This window comes from Terriglobia bacterium, from assembly GCA_036496425.1.
Lineage (GTDB): Bacteria > Acidobacteriota > Terriglobia > 20CM-2-55-15 > 20CM-2-55-15 > 20CM-2-55-15.
Window position 1 is genome coordinate 1 of record DASXLG010000179.1, and the last position, 19,840, is coordinate 19,840.

Sequence of the window (19,840 nt, forward strand, 5' to 3'; positions counted from 1 at the left end):
TCTGCTGTGCGGCAAGGCGGGAGAAATGGAACTGGATAAAGCCAAACCGCTGCTTCAACTCGCCGGCGGAACAGATGTCCTGAAAAACTGCGAATCCTGCACGCGACACGCAAAACGCGGCCACCGTCCCGCCCGTCATCACGTACTCAATCAATATCGTGTCTGGTGCAAGCGCCTGCTGTATTTCTTCCAGTGACGCCGAGCGCGCTTGCTTGAGCGACTCCACGCTGCCTGCAAGAAGGTCGACCAGCGTCCGTGATTTGGCGCGCTCAGCGGTTTCAAAGGCTTCCCGGAGGCTCGCCGGATCTCCAGTCTGAAGGTCTGTCCGCATGAGCCTTTCGTAAACCGGCACCTTGTCCTTGAAGTAGTTCAGCCGCAGTTCGTCGGCCGCGATATTCGCTCTGACGGCTTCCAACTCCTGAATCGCCAGCCGGAACTCCGCAGCCGCATCCGCCAGATTGCCGCGGGCGCGGTGTATTTCGCCGGACAGCGCGTGCAGTTGATGGCCCACCAGAGCGCGGGACGACTCGCGATGCAGGGCCGCGGCAATATCCACATCGAGAGATGCAGTATTTAAGTCGCCGGCCTCCAGGGCTGCTCGCGCGGAAACGATGCGGGCGAAGGCGGCATTCGGTTTCACATCCTCTTTGGCGAACGCCTCGTAAGCGCTGAGAGCGAGCGTCCGTGCATCGACGTGTCTTCCCTGGTGAAGCCACATCACACCTTGATAGAGGTCCATCCCTGCGGCGCGGACGTCATTGCCCTGGGCCTTGAACATCGTGCGCGCCCGATCGAACAGCCGCGCTGCTTCCTGGAACTGCTCCCGCTCGCTCTGCGCGATGGCCATGACGGCAACCGCCTTGGCCATTTCGAATGGCTTATGGTTATCCTCGAAGCCCTTGTAAGCCGCTTCCGCCGCCGCCATGGCTTCGGCGTACATATTCATTTCAAGGTAGATCTCGCTCTGTGTGAGATCGCACAACGGGCCGTACCAGGGATCTGCGGCAAGCGCAGTGCGTGTTTCGTTCAGGATGTCGAGCGCGCGCGTGTATTCTCCCTGCATGTAATGGAGATAGCCCAGATTGTAATTGCCGCAGGCCGCGAGCCACGTCTGCCCGCTTTCTTCCGCCTTGTCCTTCGAAAGCTGGTAATAAACCCGCGCTTCATCACCTCGATTGAGGCTCGTGAGCACGACGGCATGGTTCATGTACACCATTGCCAGTGACCTGTCGTCGCCGATCTCACAGAGCAGCGCCGCGGCGCGCTCGAGCGTGTCGAGCCGCTCCTGGAATCGATCGAGGCGGAAAAAGACTTCTCCGAGATTGTTCAAACCTCTCGCCAGCAGTTGCTTTTCGCCGAAGCGTGCGAATATCCGGTTGCCTGCTTCTCCGTCGCGCAGCGCGTCTTCGTAGCGGGAGAGATGGCAGTAGGAGTGAACCCGGTTCATCCGGACTTTTGCCGCTGCGAGTTCGTCGTTTGCCGACTCGTAGAGCTGGATCGCCGTATCGTAGAGCTTCAAGGCGTTGAGGTGATCGTCGGTTCTGGCGAGCGTGATGCCTTTCGTGACGAGTGCCCGCGCGCGCACCGCGGGGTCCGGCATGTTTGAGGAAAGCTCCAGGCAACGCTCGGAGAGCTGCAGCGCCGCTTCGAATTGCCCCGATTCCAGGAGCCGGCGGACTTCGTCCATGAGTTCGTTGATCCGATGAGCCGATTGCTGCATCGGCAGAGATTATCTTTTTGTATAACCAGGTCATAACTTTTAGTTTTCCTGACAAAGGTTTTAGCCGCAGATGACGCGGATGACGCAGATGGGGCGCAAAAACGAATCTTTGAGGCGCCCCATCAGCGTCATCCGCGTCATCTGCGGCTAAAAAAAGTTTGGTTGCGGCATAGCCGCGCTATGCCTTTTGCGGCTAATCTCTTTTTGTTGAAGTAGACTCCAGCGAATCAGGAGGTCTCCATGAGACGACTTGCGACCTGTTGCTTCATTTTCCTGCTGTCCCCGGGTCTGGCGGGTACGGCGTTTGCGCAGGCCAAGGCCACGGCGCAGAACGTTCCCGAAATCCCGTTTGATTCAGTGCCGAATTTTCTAAAGCTTCCGGCGAATTTGTATCTGGGCGAGGCGATCGGCGTGGCGACAAATTCGAAAGGTCATGTCTTCGTCTACACGCGCAGCGCGAACACGCGATTGTTCGAATTCGACCGGAATGGCAACTACATACGGGAGATCGGTGAAGGGAACTACGGCTTCGAGTTCGCGCATTCGGTGCGCGTCGATCCCCAGGACAACATCTGGGTTGTCGATGAAGGCACGAACCTCGTCATCAAGTTCAACCCGGCCGGCCGGATCGTCATGATCCTCGGCCATCGTCCCGACGTGATGGCCGGGGCGGTCGCGGCGCCTGCGGGAGCTGCGCCGCCGGCGGAGAAGTACACGCTCGGCCGGCCGACGGACGTCGCGTGGGACGCTCAAGGCAACATTTTCGTGTCCGACGGGTACATCAATCATCGGGTCGTCAAGTACGACAAGAACGGCCGCTTCCTCAAACAGGTCGGCAGCGAGAAGACCGGCACCGGGCCGGGCCAGTTCAATACACCGCACTCGGTTGCCGTCGATGCGAAGGGGATGGTGTATGTCGCGGATCGCGGCAACAACCGCGTCCAGGTCTTCGACAACGACTTGAATTACAAGACCAGCTTCACGAACGTCGGAACATCATGGACCGTCTGCGTTTCGCCCGGACCGCATCAATATTTCTTCACCTCGAACTCGAATCCCAACGGCAATACGCCGGGTTCCTGGGAGATCACGGGCGAGATTTACAAGATGGAGCTCGATGGCACGATCGTCGGAAAGTTCGGCCACGCGGGCAAGCTGACGCCCGGCTTCCAGGTCGTGCACATGCTGGACTGCCGAAATCCGAACGAGATCGTGGTCGCGGAAATCGAGTCCTGGCGCGTGCAGAAGCTGGTGCTGAAACCGCAATCCGTGACGAAGAGTTCGTCTTTGAAATAGGGAGGCCTCGTGAAACGCATCCTGCTCAGTGCATTAGCCGCTCTCGTTGTCGGTGGTATCCCGCCGCTCTCCGCGCAATCCGTGCCGGAGATTGCGTTCGATTCGGTGGATATTTTAAAACCGCCCGCTAATATCTATCTGGGCGAGGTTGGTGGTGTGGCGGCGAATTCGAAGGGCGATATCTTCGTTTACACGCGGACCGGCCATCCCACGATCACGATCGGCACATCACGGCCGTTCGCTCATGGCGGCTCGCGTCTGTTGCAGTTCGACAAGACAGGAAAGTTTGTTCGTGAGATCGGCCAGGACTCGTATGGATTCATGGTCGCGCAGCAGGTCCGCGTGGATCCGCAGGACAACCTGTGGGTCGTGGATCAGATGACCAGCATGGTCATGAAATTTACTCCGGGCGGGCAGATCCAGATGCTGCTGGGCCGGAAATCGGAATCCGAACGCGTGCCCGCCGCGCCGCTGAATCCGCAGGCGGCGGCGGGAGCCGCGGCAGCAGGTGGCGGCCGCGGCCGCGGCGCCGGAGCTGCAGTTAATGCTGAAGCGCCGGCCGGCGGACGAGGACGTGGCGGCCTTCCTGGTGCGGGCCAGCAGAGCGACGTATTTCAAAGACCTGCGGACGTGGCGTGGGATTCGGCCGGAAACATCTATGTCGCGGACGGTTTCGGAAACGCCCGCATCGCCAAGTTCGATAAGGCCGGCAAGTTCGTGAAAACCTGGGGTTCGCGCGGGACCGAACCTGGTCAGTTCAGCACCGTGCACGGGATTGCGGTCGACGCGCAGGGGAACGTCTACGTGGCGGATACCGGAAACAAACGGATTCAGGTGTTCGATACCGACGGCAACTTCAAAACGCAGTTCACCGGTATCGGCAGTCCCGCCGCGATCTGCCTGACGCCGGGGCCGCGGCCAGTCCTGTACAGCTCCAATTCGAATCCCCCGGAAGATATCGATTCCGGCGGCGAGATTTATAAGTTGGACCTGACCGGCAAGGTGCTCGGGAAGTTCGGCAAGGCCGGAAAACAGATGAAGGAATTCGGAACCGTAAATCAGATCGACTGCCGCAGCGAGAACGAACTCCTCGTGGGAGAGATCGGGAACTGGCGAGTTCAAAAGGTAACGCTGCATGCGAACTAGCGTTTATCGAACCGCGGAGCGGCGGCACTCCTCTTGCCCAGGGCGTTAGCCCTGGGATTATCTGGCCGCGAAGGTTGAGCCCCAGCGGGACGAAAGATCCTGAGGAACCTGTCACGCCTACGGCGCTGCTGGCTGGTTTATACATAACCCCGGCTTACGCCGTGGGCTAGAGGAATACCGCCGCTTCGCGGCTCTATTCGGAGTGTTATTGAGTCCGACCCTGGTTCATGTGTTACTCGTTCTCTTTATTGCCACGCTGACCCGGTCCGCTTTCGGGTTCGGCGAGGCGCTGATCGCCGTTCCGCTGTTGGCGCTGCGTATTCCTGTGGAAATCGCGGCGCCTCTGGCTGTGTTGGTGTCGATTACGGTTGCGGCGGTGATTGTGGTTCAGGACTGGAGACACATTCATTTCAAAAGCGCCGGCGGGCTGGTGGGTTCGACCGTCATCGGGATCCCGCTTGGACTGGCGCTTTTGATCCGGGTCGATGAGAAGCACGTGAAGGTGCTGCTCTCGATTGTCATCGTGGCATTTGCGGTGTACTCCTTATTCGGGCGAAGCCGGCTGGAGTTGAAGAAGGACAGCCGCCGGTGGCTGCTCGGATGCGGCTTTTTTGCCGGCGTGCTTGGCGGCGCCTACGGAATGAACGGCCCGCCGCTGGCCATCTATGGCGCGATGCGCCGCTGGTCGCCCCAGCATTTCCGCGCGACGCTGCAGGGCTATTTCCTGCCGGCGAGCCTGATCGGAATGGTGGGCTACTGGTTGACCGGCCTCTGGGTTCCGGCGGTGACGCATTATTATCTCTGGTCGCTGCCGCTGGTCGTGGCGGCGGTTTTTCTTGGCCGCATGGTGAACCACCGGTTTGCAGGGGATGCGTTTTTGAAGTATGTGTGGGTGGGGCTGATCGGGATCGGCGTGGTGCTGTTTATCCAGGCGATTTGACATGTTCGTCCAACCCTCACACTCTGCTACCGTGACAACATGACGACCGCGCCCTTCGGACATTCCATGCTGGATCGCTGGATGCTCGATCCCTCCATCACCTATCTCAATCACGGAACCGTCGGCGCGCCGCCGCGGCGCGTGCTGGAGGTCCAGCAGAAGCTGCGCGATGAAATCGAGCGGCAGCCGTCCCACTTCCTGCTCCGGGAAGTCTCGCCCAAAGGAGTCGGCGTCTGGAAACGTGAGACATCGCGGGTGCGTGATGCGGCGAACGCCGTCGCCGGATTTCTCGGCGCCAGAGGTGAGGACCTGGTCTTCGTGGACAACACAACTTCGGGTGTCAACGCCGTTCTTCGAAGCTTCGATTTTCGCGAAGGGGATGAGGTCTTAGTTCCGGACGCCGCCTACGGCGCCATTCTCTACGCCGCGGAGTACGCGACGCGGGTTCGAGGCGCATGCGTTCGCATCGTGGAATTTCCAAAAATCGTTTTAAGTCCGGATGAGATCGTTCGGGTTGTCGACGAAGCGATCGGCCCGAAGACGCGCATCCTCATCATCGATCACGTGACCACCGGTACAGCGCTGATCCTGCCGATTGCGGAAATCGCCGCCCGCTGCCGGAAACGCGGTGTCGCGATTCTCGTCGATGCGGCGCATGCCCCGGGCGCGATTCCGGTCGATATCGCCGCTCTCGGCGTCGACTGGTACACGGGAAATCTTCATAAGTGGGGCTGGTCGCCGCGAAGCAGCGGCATCCTCTGGGTCAGCCCCGCCCGGCAGTCCTCGCTTCGACCGACGGTGATTTCGTGGGGACTCGACCAGGGCATGACGAGCGAATTCGACTGGCCGGGAACCCGCGATCCGACTCCGCATCTCGCGGCTCCCGCGGGAATCGCTTTCATGCGGGAACTCGGCGTGGAGCGCGTTCAACGCTACAACCACGACCTGGCATGGGCCGCGGGCCGGAGGCTGGCAGGACAACTCGGCACGCACCTTCTCGGACCGCAGGAAATGATCGGCACCATGATCACGCTGCCGCTTCCGCCGCGTTTCGGGTCGACGCCGGAAGAAGCCGCGGTTCTGCGCGACCGGCTGCTCTTCGAACACCACATCGAAGTGCATGCCGGCGCATTGAACCATCAGGTTTACATTCGCGTGTCGGCGCAGATCTATAACGAGATGGCGGATGTGGAGAGACTGGCGGGGGCTTTGGTTAGTTAAGTCCATTGCATCAATGCATCATTTGACGTTTCTTCATTTCTTCAATTGAAGAAATGAACCAACGTCAAATGATGCATTGATGCAATGGACTTAATGTCTTAACGGTATTCCCTGATCATCTTCAAATACTCCTGATCAGCGGTATGTCCCCCCGCGCGCAGTCCGCTCAAGGTGCGCCTCGCGAGGCGGCGCTGGCTGGAATCCTCCGGCTGTTTTGCCTGTTCGGATAATTTCTTCAGGCGTTGCCGAAGATCCGCGAGTGCCCCTGCGCGATCGGAAGGTTCCGCAAGACGCGTTTCGGCGGACCAGATCGATTGCAACATCTGGATTTCGCGCTCGTCTTCCTCGGTGTCTTTCTTCAATCCATCGCGTACGGCTTTGCTTTTGCCCAGTTGCGTCGCTCGCGCCGCCACCGCCGAGACGTCTCTCAGTCCTTTGAAATCGGACGCTATCGATTGAAGCGCGAGGAAGGTGTCCTTGTCTCCCTGGTTCTGATTCGCTGCAGTCTGTCGTTTTGCGAGGATGCGATCGATCTCCATCTCGTCGCGCGCTTTCACACCCGACTTCATCGCCTGGATCTCCATCCATTCGATAGCAGTAACGGCGAGTTCGCTCGAAAGCCAGACATGCGGTCCCGAAAAGATGGCAAGGTAGTGCGGTGACGTCAGATCGTGATCGAGCTGCCGCATTTCCCAGTGATTGAAATCGTCCGTGCCGGCCGTCGCGAATACGGGAAAGGGAAGTGTGGTCCGCGATTTGCCATCCGGGTAGCCGGCACTCGACGCAAAGACGCCGGCAATTTTGAACGACGAGAGCGCCACGGAAAATGCGACGCGGGCGCCACCGGACATGCCGGCCGTATAGACACGTTTGGGATCGATGCGAAAACGGGAGAACACATCGTTGGCCATGGACGCGGCAGCCTTTCCGGTTTCTGGCGATCCGTTCCGCGAGTTATTGGACCCGGCAATGATGTATCCATATTGTTCGGCCGCTGCCTGGTATCGCTCGACGGCATTCCCGCCTCTTCCGCCCGGATCGAATCCCAGAATGACGGGCCAGGCCCGATCCGCCGTGTAGTTCGACGGCAGATACAAGGCATAGCTTTGAGACGCGTCGGCCGCACACTTCACATCCGGTAGGATCTGGCCGACGGGCAGGGCGAGAAGCAGAAGCACGAAGAGCATGCCCGAATTACAGCACAGCCGAACCGGTGAGACCAACTGGTTTTGGAAGGCGTCATGCACCCGTGATCGACATGTCGGCTCCCGCGCGCGTCACGACCGATATCCCGGAGCGGCTGGATCGGCTTCCCTGGAGCCGGTGGCACCTCCGGATGGTGACCGCCCTCGGCATCACATGGCTTCTCGATGGTCTCGAAGTGACCATGGCGGGCGCGCTGGCGAGCATCTTGAAAGACCCGCGCGCGCTGGGATTGAGCGACGTGGAAGTGGGCGCGAGCGCAACCGCGTACCTTGCGGGCGCGGTGGTCGGGGCGCTCCTGTTCGGATGGCTGACCGACCGGCTCGGGCGCAAGAAGCTATTTTTCGTAACCCTCGCCGTGTACCTGAGCGCCACGGCGGCGACGGCGTTTTCGTGGAACGTCTGGAGTTTTGTCGCTTTCCGGGCGTTGACGGGATTCGGGATCGGCGGGGAATATTCGGCCATCAACTCCGCGATCGATGAGCTGATTCCGGCCGCCGTCAGGGGAACCGTCGACCTGATCGTCAATGCCACATTCTGGCTGGGAGCCGCGCTGGGTTCGCTGGCCACGCTGTTTCTGCTGGATTCCGGTCTATTGCCGCCCACCTTCGGCTGGCGTTTTGCGTTCGGTATCGGCGCCGTTCTCGGACTGGTCATCATTTTCATGCGTAAACACGTTCCGGAGAGTCCACGCTGGCTGCTGCTGCGCGGGCACACGGACGAAGCCGAAACGATCGTCACGAGCGTGGAGCAGGCTATTGAAAGGGAAAAAGGCCCGCTCCCGGCGGCGGAAGGTTCATTGACACTGACGGTGCGGCCGCATACGCCGCTGAGCGACGTCTGGCATGCCATGGTGCGCGAACATCCGCGGCGATCGCTGCTCGGGTTTATTCTGATGTGTACGCAGGCGTTCTTCTACAACGCGATCTTTTTTACTTATGGCCTCGTGCTGACACAGTTTCTCCAGGTGGACAGCCGCCGCGTTTCGCTGTATCTCCTGCCTCTCGCGATCGGAAATTTTGCCGGCCCGCTCATCCTGGGTCGCTTCTTCGATACCGTCGGCCGTCGGCGCATGATCGCCGGAACATACGGCCTGTCCGGAATCCTGCTGATGGGCGCCGCGTTCTTTTTTCGTCAAAACGATGCTGGGGCGATCGGACAGGCGATCTGGTTCACGGCCATTTTCTTTGTCGCGTCCTCCGCGGCGAGCTCGGCCTATCTGACCGTCAGCGAGATCTTTCCGCTCGAAATTCGCGCTTTCGCCATTTCGATCTTCTATTCGGCGGGCACGCTTGTCGGCGGTGTCGGCGCGCCCGTCCTCTTCGGCCATCTTATCGAAACCGGTTCCCGTTCCGCGGTCTTTGAAGGCTACGTCATGGGAGCCGTTCTCATGATATGCGGCGCATTTGCGGAGGCTTGGCTTGGAATCGACGCCGAACGGCGGCCGCTGGAATCGATCGCCCCACCGATACAATCGATTCGGTAGAACAGCCGGCGGAAAAAACCAAGAGGCGATGTGGTGACTTCCGAAAGGCGCCTGTTAGGTTTCATAAATACTTCTTGGCGCCTGCACTTTGCCGTGTGTAGTATGGCGAAGCCGCCGGCACTCCGGCGGGCCCCCGAACAGCGTATCGAATCAGGCAGGCAGCACAGAAGCGCGCTTATGTGAGCGCTGCCCGCTTCTCGAAAGGACCATTCATGACCCTTCGAAGGATTTGCTTTGCCGCGGCGGCTGTGCTCGCCGTCCTGTTGGGCTCCACCGCCCTTACGGCGCAAAACGTGTCGGCCTCGGCGAACGCCAATGTCCAACATGTCACGATCCTGCAAACGACCGACATTCACGATCACGCCAATGGCTCGGACCATGTCGGCCTTGACGTGAATCCGTTCACGGGCACCGGTTTGACCGGCGCCTATGCGCGCATTGCGAGCTATATCAATCATGTGCGTCTCACGGCCAACCATCCCGTGATCGTTGTCGATTCAGGCGACTGGACGATGGGTACGATCTACGACCTGATGGTTACGAAGCAGCCGGGGGCATTATTCTTTCTGCAGACAATGCAGTATGACTGCGTCACGCTGGGCAACCACGAATTTGATTACACCAGCGCCGGCCTGGCGCAAATGCTGGGTGCGGGTCAACGCGCTTTCGGATTCCGGATACCGATCGTTGCCACAAATATGAATCTCGGCGGGGATGCCGATCTGGCTCCGTTGTTCGGCCCCGGGAAGCTCATCGAGTCGTCTCATATCGACAGTCTGACGAATGGGCTGCGGGTCGGCTACATCGGGCTCATGGGCAGCAATGCCGCTTCCGATATCGCGGCGGCGGCGCCGGTAAGCTTCTGGGATCCGTCGGCGAATTACGCCGCCATCCAGGCGCAGGTGGATGCACTGCACAGGCAGGGCGTCCAGATTGTCATTGCGCTTTCCCATTCCGGTACCGACGCCACAGGCACTTCCGGCGAAGACGTCGAGCTCGCGATGCACGTGCACGGAATCAATGTTATCGCGTCGGGTCACACGCACACGCCGCTGCCGCACGCTCAAACCGTGGGGAATGGAACCTGGAACACGTACATCGTAGATGCGGGCTGGGCGGGATCCAATGTCTCGCGCATCGACCTGACTTATCACCCGGCCACTGCGACGACCACGCTCGATGCATCCAGCAATCCCTTAATGACCGACTCCAGTCTCAAAGCCCTGGGCGTTTTTTTGCCGCTCGATCCATGGATGACGCTGGCGGTCGCTGGTGCGGATCTGGAGCTCAACACCACGTTGAAATCCTTTTTCGCTCAGACCTTCTCCGACTACAATCCGTTTCGCATCGGCACCGGTATTTATCATCCGGTTGGCACGACGGCGCAGACCATGGCCTCTAACTCAACCGGCGTCGTGCCTGCGCCAAACGGCCTCGGTGATCTCGCCGCCGACTCCATTCGCGCTGCCGCCAACAACATCATCGCGCAAAATCTCGCCGCGACCGGAGGCAACCCGGGCAAAGCCCCGGGATTCGATTTCACGCCGATTCAGGTGGCGGTCGTGCCGACAGGAGCGTTGCGGGGCGCATTGCAGGCGGGCGTGCCGCTCAGTTTCACCGATATGTACAGCATCTTGCCGCTCGGCTTCACGCCGGACTCGAGCCAGGCGCTTCCTGCCGGCTATCCACTGATATCGACTTATTTCGAACCCGCCGACTTGAAGAAAATGTGCGCTCTGCAGCTCCTGGTGCAGAGCGGTCTGGCGTCCTCCGACGACTACGTGAACATTTCCGGACTGCAGTACACACTTAATGCGGGTGGATCATACACGTATTTCAAGTACGCCACTGCGGCCGCGGTCCTGCAGTTAACGAGCGAAAAGGCGGCGTTCTCCGTTCAGGCCGGTAAAGCGCTGGTTGCTCTGACAACCCTCGGCAGCGATCAGGGCGCCGCGTTGCTTGCAGCATATGCCGCAGGCAATCCATACGCGGTGGCGATGGTGAAGCTGAACGACGTTAACCCGGGAAGCGCGCAAATCGCACAGAATCTCGGTACTCTCGGTCAAGTTGCGGCGGCCGCGGCGGCGGACAGCGTGAACGGTACCTCAACCCTGACGGCGCTTATCATGTCGACGGCTGTCGCTGCGGTCAACACCGTCGCGGGTTTTGCTCCGGGCGACAGTGCGAATATCGGGCCCGCGACCCCGCTCTCATCCAGCGGCCGCGTGCGCGTGGTCCTGGATCTCTATACTCTCCTGCTCGTGAATGCGCTCGGCAGCGAACTGGGCGTTACCGTCTCGCCATACGCCGCAGCAACCGGAACCGTGGTTTTGTCGGCCGCCACCCTGCCCGCTGTCCTGGCCAACCGGATTGATGCCATGCCCTCCATTCCCGGCATTCAGGAGCTGAAGGCATGGATGGCCTTGCTGTACTATGTTGGCTCTCCCCTCAGCGGCAGGATCACGTCGATCTATGCCTCGACCTCCGACTTCAGCCAATTCGCGATGTTCGGCAGCGCCGTACGAAACAGGAGCGCCGTATATCCGGTCGCGAGCATCGGGCAGCTTCTGCTCACGGTAGAGAGCCTGACGAGCGCCCCGTAAGGGCCGCAAGCTGGATCGGCAGCGGAACGCTCAGGTGTGTGCAGTCAGTGTCTGATCTCCGCCATGCGTTTCAGCAGAGCTTCGAGAGGCAGGCCGCCGAAATTCAAATCCAGAATGATATGGTTTACTCCGATGTCTTCGAGGGTTCGGTATTCGTCGGCAGAAGGATTCGAGAATGCGCGGTAATACACGCCGAAATCCTCCGGCCGCTTTCCTTTCGCTTTGGCGGCCGCGTGTAGCCCGCCGATCATGCCTTTGAGATGCTCGAGCGGCACACCCGCAGGATTCCATCCGTTACCGAGATCGATGACGCGCTCGAAAGTTTTTCCGACAAAGCCACCGAAAACGATCGGGGGGTGCGGCTTCTGCACCGGCTTCGGGCCGATGTAGGAGCTGGGAATATTGAAGAACTTTCCGGAGAACTTGACAGGATCATCCGCCCAGATTGTCTTCAAGACCTGTACAAATTCATCGGCCCGCCGTCCGCGAGTCTTGAATTCGACGCCCGCCGTCTCGATTTCATCGGGGGACCAGCCGACTCCGAATCCACAGATCAGCCTGCCATTCGAAAGCACATCCAGCGTTGCAAGCCGGCGCGCCAGGTCCAGTGGTTCGTGATTGCTGAGAACGATGACGCTGCTTCCGAGCCGGATGCGCGAGGTCACCGCGGCTGCAAACGTAAGCGATTCGATCGGATCGAAAACGATCTTGTACTCCTCCGGAAGCTTGCCGTCCGGCGACGCAGGGTAAGGCACCTTCGGATGGACCGGCACCAGGGTCCGCTCGAGCACCCAGAGCGAGTCATAGCCAAGCGTTTCCGCATGCTGCGCTACCGACCGGATCGCCTCTGCCGAGGCAAGTTGTCCGACGTGTGGTAGTGAAAGCCCGAATTTCAGCATCTGATATTTACTCCTCTCAACGCTCCATAGCGCGGTCACTGCGTTTTTTCGATGTCAGCCTCTGCGGATTTCGGAGCCGGGGAACCGGATCTGAATGCGATAAACCTTTTTGATCCGGCATTCGATAGCGCCGGTCTTCAGATCAAACCGTTCGGGCACATCGAGGCGGTGGATGTCCACCACGGCGTGATAACCGCGTTCGGAAAACACGTCGATCAGCATGGCGAGAGCGAGCGGATCATCGAGCACGGGATCTTCGGTGTTGATGTGTGCGATGCCGGAGATGGCGTGCCGCAGCACGATCGGAATCATTTTCTTTTCGATGAATGAGACCACGCCGGCGAACAGCTGGCTGTAGTCGTGTTCGTAGCTGTCGAGGCGCTTGACCATCTCCTGCCGGGCATGGACCGTGATCGCGCTCGCCACCGGCACCCCATGCAGTCGATCGACGGTCCGGGGATCGAGTTCGAGCGTGCTCTGGTACTGCAGCTCGTCCAGGATGTTCTTTTCGACTTCTTCGAACGTGCCCTGGGCGCTGATGAAGTGATAGTGAAAGATCTCCTTCAACGATTGCAGCGCGTCCCAGGTCTGCTCTTTGAACGTCTGATACCGGCGGCGGGCGAGAGCTTCGTCGTGGTCGGTCGGGCGATCCTCGAGCAACGCTCCCATTCCCGAGCGCACCACTTCGGAGTTGTGGTCGTACGTTTCGCGCCCGCGCTTCAACTGCCGGATGACGGATTCGGTCTCATCGACGAACAGAACCATGATGTGGATTGTCGGGCGGGGAAAATGTGCGCGTGACGGACCGTTATAGAAGCTCTGCCGGAGTTCATTGAGCTTGTCGACCAGCAGTTTCAGGGACTCGACCTGAACTTTCGTTCGCGGAAAACCGTCGAGGATCACGCCATGCTCGTATTCCTTGCGAAGCAGCTCTCGCAGGACGAGGCCGATCACTTCCCGATCGCCGACCATGTTGCCCGCGTCTTTCAGGGCTTTTGCCTCCGGCGAGTCGAGCAGGGCACTGATCACGATGGGCGGACAGATGATGCCGCGGGTCTTCGCGATGAACGCGGTGTTGGTTCCTTTACCGGCGCCGGGCGCGCCGCCCAGCAGAATGATTTCCTTCGGAAATCGGAGGCGTTCGCGGCCGAACTCGTCCTCGAGTTCCTGCCAGGCCGATTGAAAAATCAGCTGGGCGTCCTTGATCTCGAGATCGGCCGATTTGTCGGAGCCGGGTTTTGGGGCAGTTTCCGAAAGTTGCATGCGGGCGAAGATTAACCTCGAACGGGACGATCCGCAATTAGAGATTAACTATGAGCCCTGCGAGGGCAGGCTTGAAATCCGGACAACGCGATCTGCAAGCTGGATCTGGAGGCTGTACGCGGCATCGCTCAAATCGGGAAAAATGAACTCCCCCCAGTCGCTGAGCGGAGAACTGGCGATGTGGTCCCCGTCTTGAACCAGGTCGACGTGGGCCGAAGGGTCGGCAATCGGAGAGGCATTTTTCTGTGAAACCTGGCCGGTCAGCGTGATTTTCCGGCTGCCGGAAGGCCGGATCGAGATCGCAACCTCGATGTCGGCCGCCTCATAAGTCATCTCGCGGGAGCCGCCTTCAGAGCGGCGAACGCCGGCGGTAGCTGGACTGGATAAGCTGTCGAATGTTAAAGATGCAAGGATATAATTGCCGAATTGCTTTAAGTAGTCCGGGCGCCGGGCGAGGCGCAGAACCGAGTCCAGCGCCGCCTGCGGCGGTTCGAATTCCATTTCCTGGGGGCCGAGATCCGCTGATGCCTGCATCCATGAGAGGCGATCCATGCATACGGCGCAATCTTCGAGGTGCGATTTGGAGGCATCGTCCAGTTCTACCTTCATTTTCGCGAACTCGAACAGGGCGCCGACGCCAACATGGCTGTTATTCCTGAGAGTCATAATCATAGTGTCTACTGTTAAGTGGCCGCTAAACCCGAAAAAAGTACGGGGGCGGAAAAATTCGGGAATTCAACGCTCGTAGCCCTGATTCTCCAATAACTTACCTAGCCGTTCAAGACACCGGTCACGGGTAAACCCGATGGAGTTAGACGACAAACCAAGCCGTTTGGCGATTTCCGCATACGTCGGAAAGGGGTCCTCAAAAAAAAGCGCCTGGATCACCTGCTTGCATCGCGGACTGAGTTGCTCGATGCCAGTCCGGATCATGTGTTCCTGATCCAGCCGCCGGACCAAACCTCCACTAGGGTCATCGGACAAACTGTCGCTTTCCAATAGACCCACCATGGCGGGATCGCTCTGATTTTTCTGCCGGAAACGGTAACACTTCCGGACCGCAATCCGGACGAGCCAGGCTTGAAGCCGGTCCAGATCCCGGAGAAGCCGGAGTTCCTGAAAGCAGTCGAGCCAGACAGCCTGGAAAATTTCCATCGCGTCCTCGCGTGGGAGCCCGTATTTGTAGGGAATCGAATAGATCAGTCGTTTGTAGCGGTTGACGATGATTTCCCAGGCGTCGCCGTCGCCGTCGAGGCAGGCGCGGATCAGTTCCGGATCGCTGCGTTCGGAGGCGGGCATTAAAGCGGCCCGCGGACCTGCCGATAAAGAGGTTGAGGTCTTGGCATATGCGATTTGTGCGAGTGCAATACGACGGTTACAACCGGCAATTCAAATTGGCCGATCGCGAGTTCGCTTCCGAACTTGAAGCCGGTGGCACGTATCTGATCGCGGATCTTTCGCCTTCCGACTTCATTCCCGTCGGCGAACTGGAACTCGAGATCGCTAAGGCGCGATTGGACTAGTCTTCGAGTCGGCCGGGCCTTCGAAAACGGCCTCGGGAAAATGGTTGTTATCCTGGCAAACATACTCGAAAAGGTCCAACCCCTCCGTCCAACGCAGGTTGAACCCGCTTGACCATGGCGCAGTGTAAGCGCCCGGGTCGTCGATCGTCACTTCATATTTCAAGGTTCGGGCATCGCTGCGCGTGAAGCGCTCGGTGAGATGCAGCCTGTCGGTGTGCGGCAGGCCGTCGCGGCTCAGCCAGAACTTTTCATTGAAGCCGACGGCATCGACGACCAGCGTATCGCCTTCCCAATGGCCGATCGAATCCCCGTAATAGCTGGGCAGCAGGTTTTTGGGATGTTCCTTCCGGTCCATATAAATGGTGCGGAACGAATGCGGTCCGCCGATGTCGAAAATGAAAACGCGTTGAAGCTCCGGCATTTCCACAATCTCAAATCCGTAGGGCGTCACGAACTCGCGTGGTCCGCCCGAAGGCTTGCATCGGGCATGCGGCTCAAAGCGGAGCGTTTCGGCATGACGTTCGTTGACCATCGCTCGCGCCCAATCCTGGAGCGGAACATCTTTGATATCGATCCAGGCATTGAGCGTGGTACGCGCCTCGTAGCTCTTCGGATTGATGACGAGGCGCCCGTCACCCTGCCAGACACCGGATTTCCCGGGCACGGCCGCTAAATTGACATGACCGTTGGCAAGCCGGGGAGCCGGACCGGCCGGGGCCGGGGCCGCGGCATTTCCGCGCTGTCCCTGTTGTGCGGCTAAAGGTAAACAGGTAAGGAGCACCAGGCATGTCACGATCGGCCAATTTCGCACTGTAACCTCCCGAAGGAATCCCAATATACTGCAGCATCGCATAAACGGTTTTGTAATCTTTGTGCCTTTTGTGGCCATTCTTCTTCCCTCCGGTGGAATCCCCGGACCCTGCCGGACTCGAATTCACGCGCCAAAGTGTTGGTAGACCGGATGCAGCCTTCTCTGACGTCTCTCAAAATTCCACCCAGGAGATAACTGAATGGCGAGAAATTACGAACGCGACGAGCGTGAAGGTTGGCGGCGTCAACAACAGAACCGTGACTACGATTATGGCTGGGGCCACCGGCAAGAGGACCGCAACTGGCGAGAAGATCAGGAGATGGCTGAAGGTAACCGCGGGCAAGGTATGCCGCGTGGTTGGGATCGGGGCAATGAGGGCCGTCCAGCATGGCAAGGCGGGCAAGGCGGCGGCTGGCAGGGTGACCGCTGGCAGGGCGGCGACTATCAAAGTTCCCGCGGTAACGACAATCGCCAGTGGGAAGGCGATCGCGAAATGGAATCGCGCGCCGGACGAAACGACTGGAATCGGGGAATGGGTGGAGGCTGGAGTCCGAATGCGGAACGCTGGAAACAGGGGAATTGGAATCAAGGCATGCACGGCCAACATGCCGGCCGCGGGCCCCGCAGTTACAAGCGCCAGGACGACCGCATCGAAGAAGACATCAACGAACAACTGACCCGGCATTCGATGATCGATGCCACCGACATCGAAGTCAGCGTCCAAAACGGCGAAGTAACCATGCGAGGCCATGTCGAAAATCGTGAAGCCAAACGCATGGCGGAAGACATTGCGGAATCCTGTTTTGGTGTGAAGGAAGTCAACAACCAGATCAAGATCAAGCACCACGGCGAAGGGGAAGAGCGGCGGGAGCGAAGAGCGAGCTGAGCTTCGAGAAACCAAGGAACTATATTGGAAGTTGCACCATTCGAGATTTCTGCATTTGAAATTTGAAATGCAGAAACCTCGAATGATGCAACTTCCAATAATTTCCCACCTTGATTCCAGAGTACAATCCCGGAAATGTCCGACATCGAGGTTCCAGTCTTAATCGTCGGCGGGAGCCTTGTCGGGATGTCCGCTGCGCTGCTGCTGGCCCAGCATGGAGTCCGCGCCCTGGCGGTCGAGTATCATCGGGGAACGGCGATCCACCCGCGCGCGGCGCAGATCAGCCAGCGGACCATGGAAATCTTTCGAACTGTGGGCGTCGAGCAGATCGTCCGGAAAAAGTCCGGCCAGCAATTTGTTCAGGACGGCGCCATCATGGCCGTCGAAACTCTCGCCGGCAAAGAGCTCACCTATTTCATTTCCAACTTGAACGAAGGTGTGCGCGACGTCAGTCCGACAGAGCGCATTTTCATTTCGCAGAGTCTGCTCGAGCCGCTGTTGAAATCCAGGGCTGAGGAACTGGGCGCTCAGCTTCGCTTTGCCACGGAGTTGATCGCGTTCGATCAGGATGCGGACGGAATTTCGGCAACCCTGCGTCAGCGCGATTCCGGACAAACCGAAAAGGTTCGAGCGCAATACATGATCGCGGCCGACGGCGCGCATAGCCGTGTCCGCGAACGGCTCGGCATCGGGATGAGCGGCCGCGGCGCATTCTCGAACAGTGTCACGATTTACTTCCGCGCCAACGTTGCGCCGCTGCTGCGTGGCCGGAATCTGAGCGTGATTTATGTGAACAACGCGACGCTGCGCGGGTTCTTCCGCTTCGAGAAGCCTTTCGATTCAGGTTTCCTGGCGATCAACGCGCTCGGGGATCCGAAAGATCCAGTGACGGACGTTGCGACCGGGCTGACGGAGGAACGATGCATTGAACTCGTCCGGATCGCGCTGGGTTCAGAAAGCATTCCGATCACGATTGAGAGCCTCATGCCATGGAAGGCGGCGGCCGAGGTTGCCGACCGTTTTCAGAGCGGACGGATTTTTCTTGCCGGCGATTCGGCTCACATCATGCCGCCCAATGGCGGCTTCGGCGGAAATACAGGGGTCCAGGATGCGCACAACCTGGCGTGGAAACTGGCCAGCATTCTGAAAGGGAAGCCGGACCGCGAACTGCTCGACACCTACGAACGTGAGCGCCGACCAGTGGCACAATTCACCGTGGAGCAGGCCTATTCACGTTACGTCACGCGAACAGCGCCGTACCTGGGAACGCTGGACATCCAGCCGGTAGAAAGCGATCTGAATGTCGAGTTGGGCTACTGCTACGAGGGCGCTCCGCACGAAAACCCACGTGAGTCCAAGGCGCGTCCCGGCTCCCGCGCGCCGCATTGCTGGGTGGAGCACAAGGGCGAACGCATTTCGACCCTGGATCTGTTCGGAAAGAACTGGACATGGCTGGCCGGCCCCGAGGGTTCGCGCTGGCGCGAGCAGGCCGGCGGCGCCGATTTCCACATTATTCGCGATGAGGGTTTCTGCGACGCCTACGGCATTGGTTCCTCGGGCGCTGTTCTCGTGCGTCCCGACGGTTTCGTCGCCCGCAAAATAGGGTAGGAAAAGGAACCACAAGAAGCAGAAAAGCTTTCGTACGCAAAGAAATAAGAAGAGTCGAGGACCTGGCGGATATCGAGGTCTCCGGGGCTGGGAGGTTTTGGGAAATCCAGATCGGGATGGCCTTGCCTCTGTTCGTCGAGAAATTTCTGCAGAGGCCGCAGCGTCCAGAATTTGCTAACTCATAATTTGTGGCTAAAATCCATCGAGGGATTTATGTCAAGTTGGCTGGACCTATACAACCTCGCCGGCCGGGTGCGCAAGATGGCGCCGTGGGACTGGATGGATGAAATCGATATTTTCGGTGTGCAGGCGCATCCCGGCCGCGATCCGTTTTTCATCAGTGTGATGGGGGCGGGAGGTGAGCATTTTGCGATGGCGATGTATCCGGACATTGGAGCACTCTCGCAATTGTGGGCTCTCCGGGAAGTGCAGTACGTCGAACCGGAGATGGTACTGGAAATTCCTCAGACGCAACTCTCTTTCGAAGACCGCGAATACCTGCAGGAAGACGATCGCAATCTCCTGAAGCGGCTTGGTCTGAAATTCAAAGGCGCGAAGGCGTGGCCGCAGTTCCGAACTTATCGGGGAGGCTTTTCACCTTGGCTGCCGAGTCTCGAAGAATTAGAGCCGTTCAGAGTCGCCCTCGAACAATCATTAGAGGTCGCGCCGAGGCTGCAAGAGCATCCCGAGTTGATCCATCCTGAAGACCCTGCGAGCTATCTGGTGCGGACGGCAGATCCAAACGGCAAGTGGCGGGATGAGTTTCGAAAGATCCAGTTAACGCCCATACGTCGGGTTCGCAGCATGCCGGACGCCGGCCAGGTGCGTCGTGGCCGCGCGATGCCGAAAGGCGAGGGTCGCCTCGAAGTGGACTTTTTCATGATTCCCACACCCGTTCTCACTGGCAAGGAGCACACCTTCTATCCCTATGTGCTTCTGCTGGTCGAGTCCAAACAGGGTCTGGTTGTCGGTCAGCAGCTGCTGAGCGTCGAGACGACTGTTGACGATATGCTCCACCGCGTCCCCGAAGGATTGCTGGCGCAGTTCGAGCGCATCGGAAACCGTCCCTCGACGCTCGTCGTTCGCCCAGGGCGCATGGAGAATCTCCTCCGTCCGTGGTGCGAAAGCCTCGGCATTAAACTCATGGTTCATGAGCACCTGCAGCATCTCGATGAAGCCAAACAGGGCCTGATTGAGTTTCTATCGACCGGAGGCTGATCAGGCCGCCCGCTGAA

General features: G+C 59.2%; 17 protein-coding genes. 10 read left to right on the forward strand and 7 right to left on the reverse strand.

What is annotated here, in order from left to right; all coding sequences use genetic code 11:
- Window positions 1-1,720: tetratricopeptide repeat protein (locus VGK48_12570; protein ID HEY2382005.1), on the reverse strand; the 1,720-nt coding region annotated here is incomplete at its 3' end.
- Between the two features lie 240 nt (window positions 1,721-1,960).
- On the opposite strand from VGK48_12570, the gene VGK48_12575 reads away from it, so the two are divergent.
- From VGK48_12575 to VGK48_12590, 4 genes are all read left to right on the forward strand, one after another.
- Entirely contained in the window at window positions 1,961-3,016 is a 1,056-nt protein-coding gene (locus VGK48_12575; protein HEY2382006.1) for a peptidyl-alpha-hydroxyglycine alpha-amidating lyase family protein, read from the forward strand.
- Between the two features lie 9 nt (window positions 3,017-3,025).
- Window positions 3,026-4,162, forward strand: a complete 1,137-nt coding sequence (locus VGK48_12580; protein HEY2382007.1) for a peptidyl-alpha-hydroxyglycine alpha-amidating lyase family protein — start codon at window positions 3,026-3,028, stop codon at window positions 4,160-4,162.
- Window positions 4,163-4,364: 202 nt separating this feature from the next.
- Window positions 4,365-5,102: a sulfite exporter TauE/SafE family protein gene (locus VGK48_12585; protein HEY2382008.1), complete on the forward strand. Its 738-nt coding sequence runs from the start codon at window positions 4,365-4,367 to the stop codon at window positions 5,100-5,102.
- 39 nt (window positions 5,103-5,141) lie between these two features.
- On the forward strand, window positions 5,142-6,323 hold the full coding sequence (locus VGK48_12590) for an aminotransferase class V-fold PLP-dependent enzyme (GenBank protein HEY2382009.1): 1,182 nt from the start codon (window positions 5,142-5,144) through the stop codon (window positions 6,321-6,323).
- A 98-nt stretch (window positions 6,324-6,421) separates the two neighbouring features.
- On the opposite strand, the gene VGK48_12595 is transcribed toward VGK48_12590, so the two are convergent.
- Complete coding sequence (locus VGK48_12595) at window positions 6,422-7,510, reverse strand: hypothetical protein (GenBank protein ID HEY2382010.1); 1,089 nt, start codon at window positions 7,508-7,510, stop codon at window positions 6,422-6,424.
- A gap of 71 nt (window positions 7,511-7,581) precedes the next feature.
- Here VGK48_12595 and VGK48_12600 point away from each other — a divergent pair, with 71 nt between their 5' ends.
- Both VGK48_12600 and VGK48_12605 read left to right on the forward strand, forming a co-directional pair.
- The gene (locus VGK48_12600; GenBank protein ID HEY2382011.1) at window positions 7,582-9,012 is read left to right on the forward strand and encodes an MFS transporter; all 1,431 of its coding nucleotides are present in this window, start codon (window positions 7,582-7,584) and stop codon (window positions 9,010-9,012) included.
- A gap of 212 nt (window positions 9,013-9,224) precedes the next feature.
- Window positions 9,225-11,615 (forward strand): metallophosphoesterase, encoded by a 2,391-nt coding sequence (locus tag VGK48_12605; GenBank protein HEY2382012.1) that lies wholly within the window; start codon window positions 9,225-9,227, stop codon window positions 11,613-11,615.
- 44 nt (window positions 11,616-11,659) lie between these two features.
- Here the strand turns inward: VGK48_12605 and VGK48_12610 are convergent, their stop codons facing one another.
- The 4 genes from VGK48_12610 to VGK48_12625 all read right to left on the reverse strand — a co-directional run bounded on the left by VGK48_12610 (window position 11,660) and on the right by VGK48_12625 (window position 15,076).
- Window positions 11,660-12,514 (reverse strand): LLM class F420-dependent oxidoreductase, encoded by an 855-nt coding sequence (locus VGK48_12610; protein ID HEY2382013.1) that lies wholly within the window; start codon window positions 12,512-12,514, stop codon window positions 11,660-11,662.
- A gap of 54 nt (window positions 12,515-12,568) precedes the next feature.
- A complete protein-coding gene (locus VGK48_12615) occupies window positions 12,569-13,777 on the reverse strand; it encodes a nucleoside monophosphate kinase (GenBank protein ID HEY2382014.1) in 1,209 nt (402 codons plus the stop codon).
- Window positions 13,778-13,825: 48 nt separating this feature from the next.
- Window positions 13,826-14,449: a hypothetical protein gene (locus VGK48_12620; protein HEY2382015.1), complete on the reverse strand. Its 624-nt coding sequence runs from the start codon at window positions 14,447-14,449 to the stop codon at window positions 13,826-13,828.
- Window positions 14,450-14,512: 63 nt separating this feature from the next.
- Window positions 14,513-15,076: a sigma-70 family RNA polymerase sigma factor gene (locus VGK48_12625; GenBank protein ID HEY2382016.1), complete on the reverse strand. Its 564-nt coding sequence runs from the start codon at window positions 15,074-15,076 to the stop codon at window positions 14,513-14,515.
- Window positions 15,077-15,123: 47 nt separating this feature from the next.
- On the opposite strand from VGK48_12625, the gene VGK48_12630 reads away from it, so the two are divergent.
- Window positions 15,124-15,300: a hypothetical protein gene (locus VGK48_12630; protein HEY2382017.1), complete on the forward strand. Its 177-nt coding sequence runs from the start codon at window positions 15,124-15,126 to the stop codon at window positions 15,298-15,300.
- Here VGK48_12630 and VGK48_12635 read toward each other — a convergent pair.
- Window positions 15,281-16,111, reverse strand: a complete 831-nt coding sequence (locus VGK48_12635) for a hypothetical protein (GenBank protein HEY2382018.1) — start codon at window positions 16,109-16,111, stop codon at window positions 15,281-15,283. The genes VGK48_12630 and VGK48_12635 overlap by 20 nt on opposite strands.
- 199 nt (window positions 16,112-16,310) lie before the next feature.
- Between VGK48_12635 and VGK48_12640 the strand changes: the two genes are divergently transcribed.
- The 3 genes from VGK48_12640 (at window position 16,311) to VGK48_12650 (ending at window position 19,823) form a co-directional block, all read left to right on the forward strand.
- A complete protein-coding gene (locus VGK48_12640; GenBank protein HEY2382019.1) occupies window positions 16,311-16,997 on the forward strand; it encodes a BON domain-containing protein in 687 nt (228 codons plus the stop codon).
- A 135-nt stretch (window positions 16,998-17,132) separates the two neighbouring features.
- The gene (locus tag VGK48_12645; protein ID HEY2382020.1) at window positions 17,133-18,605 is read left to right on the forward strand and encodes an FAD-dependent monooxygenase; all 1,473 of its coding nucleotides are present in this window, start codon (window positions 17,133-17,135) and stop codon (window positions 18,603-18,605) included.
- A gap of 213 nt (window positions 18,606-18,818) precedes the next feature.
- Window positions 18,819-19,823: a hypothetical protein gene (locus VGK48_12650; protein HEY2382021.1), complete on the forward strand. Its 1,005-nt coding sequence runs from the start codon at window positions 18,819-18,821 to the stop codon at window positions 19,821-19,823.
- The last annotated feature ends 17 nt before the right edge of the window (window positions 19,824-19,840 follow it).

Excerpts from the sequence above, each read along its gene's own strand:
- VGK48_12575 (HEY2382006.1), top strand. The coding sequence starts at position 1,961 with ATGAGACGACTTGCGACCTGTTGCTTCATTTTCCTGCTGTCCCCGGGT.
- VGK48_12590 (HEY2382009.1), top strand. The coding sequence starts at position 5,142 with ATGACGACCGCGCCCTTCGGACATTCCATGCTGGATCGCTGGATGCTC.
- VGK48_12595 (HEY2382010.1), bottom strand. The coding sequence starts at position 7,510 with ATGCTCTTCGTGCTTCTGCTTCTCGCCCTGCCCGTCGGCCAGATCCTA.
- VGK48_12600 (HEY2382011.1), top strand. The coding sequence starts at position 7,582 with ATGTCGGCTCCCGCGCGCGTCACGACCGATATCCCGGAGCGGCTGGAT.
- VGK48_12605 (HEY2382012.1), top strand. The coding sequence starts at position 9,225 with ATGACCCTTCGAAGGATTTGCTTTGCCGCGGCGGCTGTGCTCGCCGTC.
- VGK48_12610 (HEY2382013.1), bottom strand. The coding sequence starts at position 12,514 with ATGCTGAAATTCGGGCTTTCACTACCACACGTCGGACAACTTGCCTCG.
- VGK48_12615 (HEY2382014.1), bottom strand. The coding sequence starts at position 13,777 with ATGCAACTTTCGGAAACTGCCCCAAAACCCGGCTCCGACAAATCGGCC.
- VGK48_12620 (HEY2382015.1), bottom strand. The coding sequence starts at position 14,449 with ATGATTATGACTCTCAGGAATAACAGCCATGTTGGCGTCGGCGCCCTG.
- VGK48_12625 (HEY2382016.1), bottom strand. The coding sequence starts at position 15,076 with ATGCCCGCCTCCGAACGCAGCGATCCGGAACTGATCCGCGCCTGCCTC.
- VGK48_12630 (HEY2382017.1), top strand. The coding sequence starts at position 15,124 with ATGCGATTTGTGCGAGTGCAATACGACGGTTACAACCGGCAATTCAAA.
- VGK48_12640 (HEY2382019.1), top strand. The coding sequence starts at position 16,311 with ATGGCGAGAAATTACGAACGCGACGAGCGTGAAGGTTGGCGGCGTCAA.
- VGK48_12645 (HEY2382020.1), top strand. The coding sequence starts at position 17,133 with ATGTCCGACATCGAGGTTCCAGTCTTAATCGTCGGCGGGAGCCTTGTC.
- VGK48_12650 (HEY2382021.1), top strand. The coding sequence starts at position 18,819 with ATGTCAAGTTGGCTGGACCTATACAACCTCGCCGGCCGGGTGCGCAAG.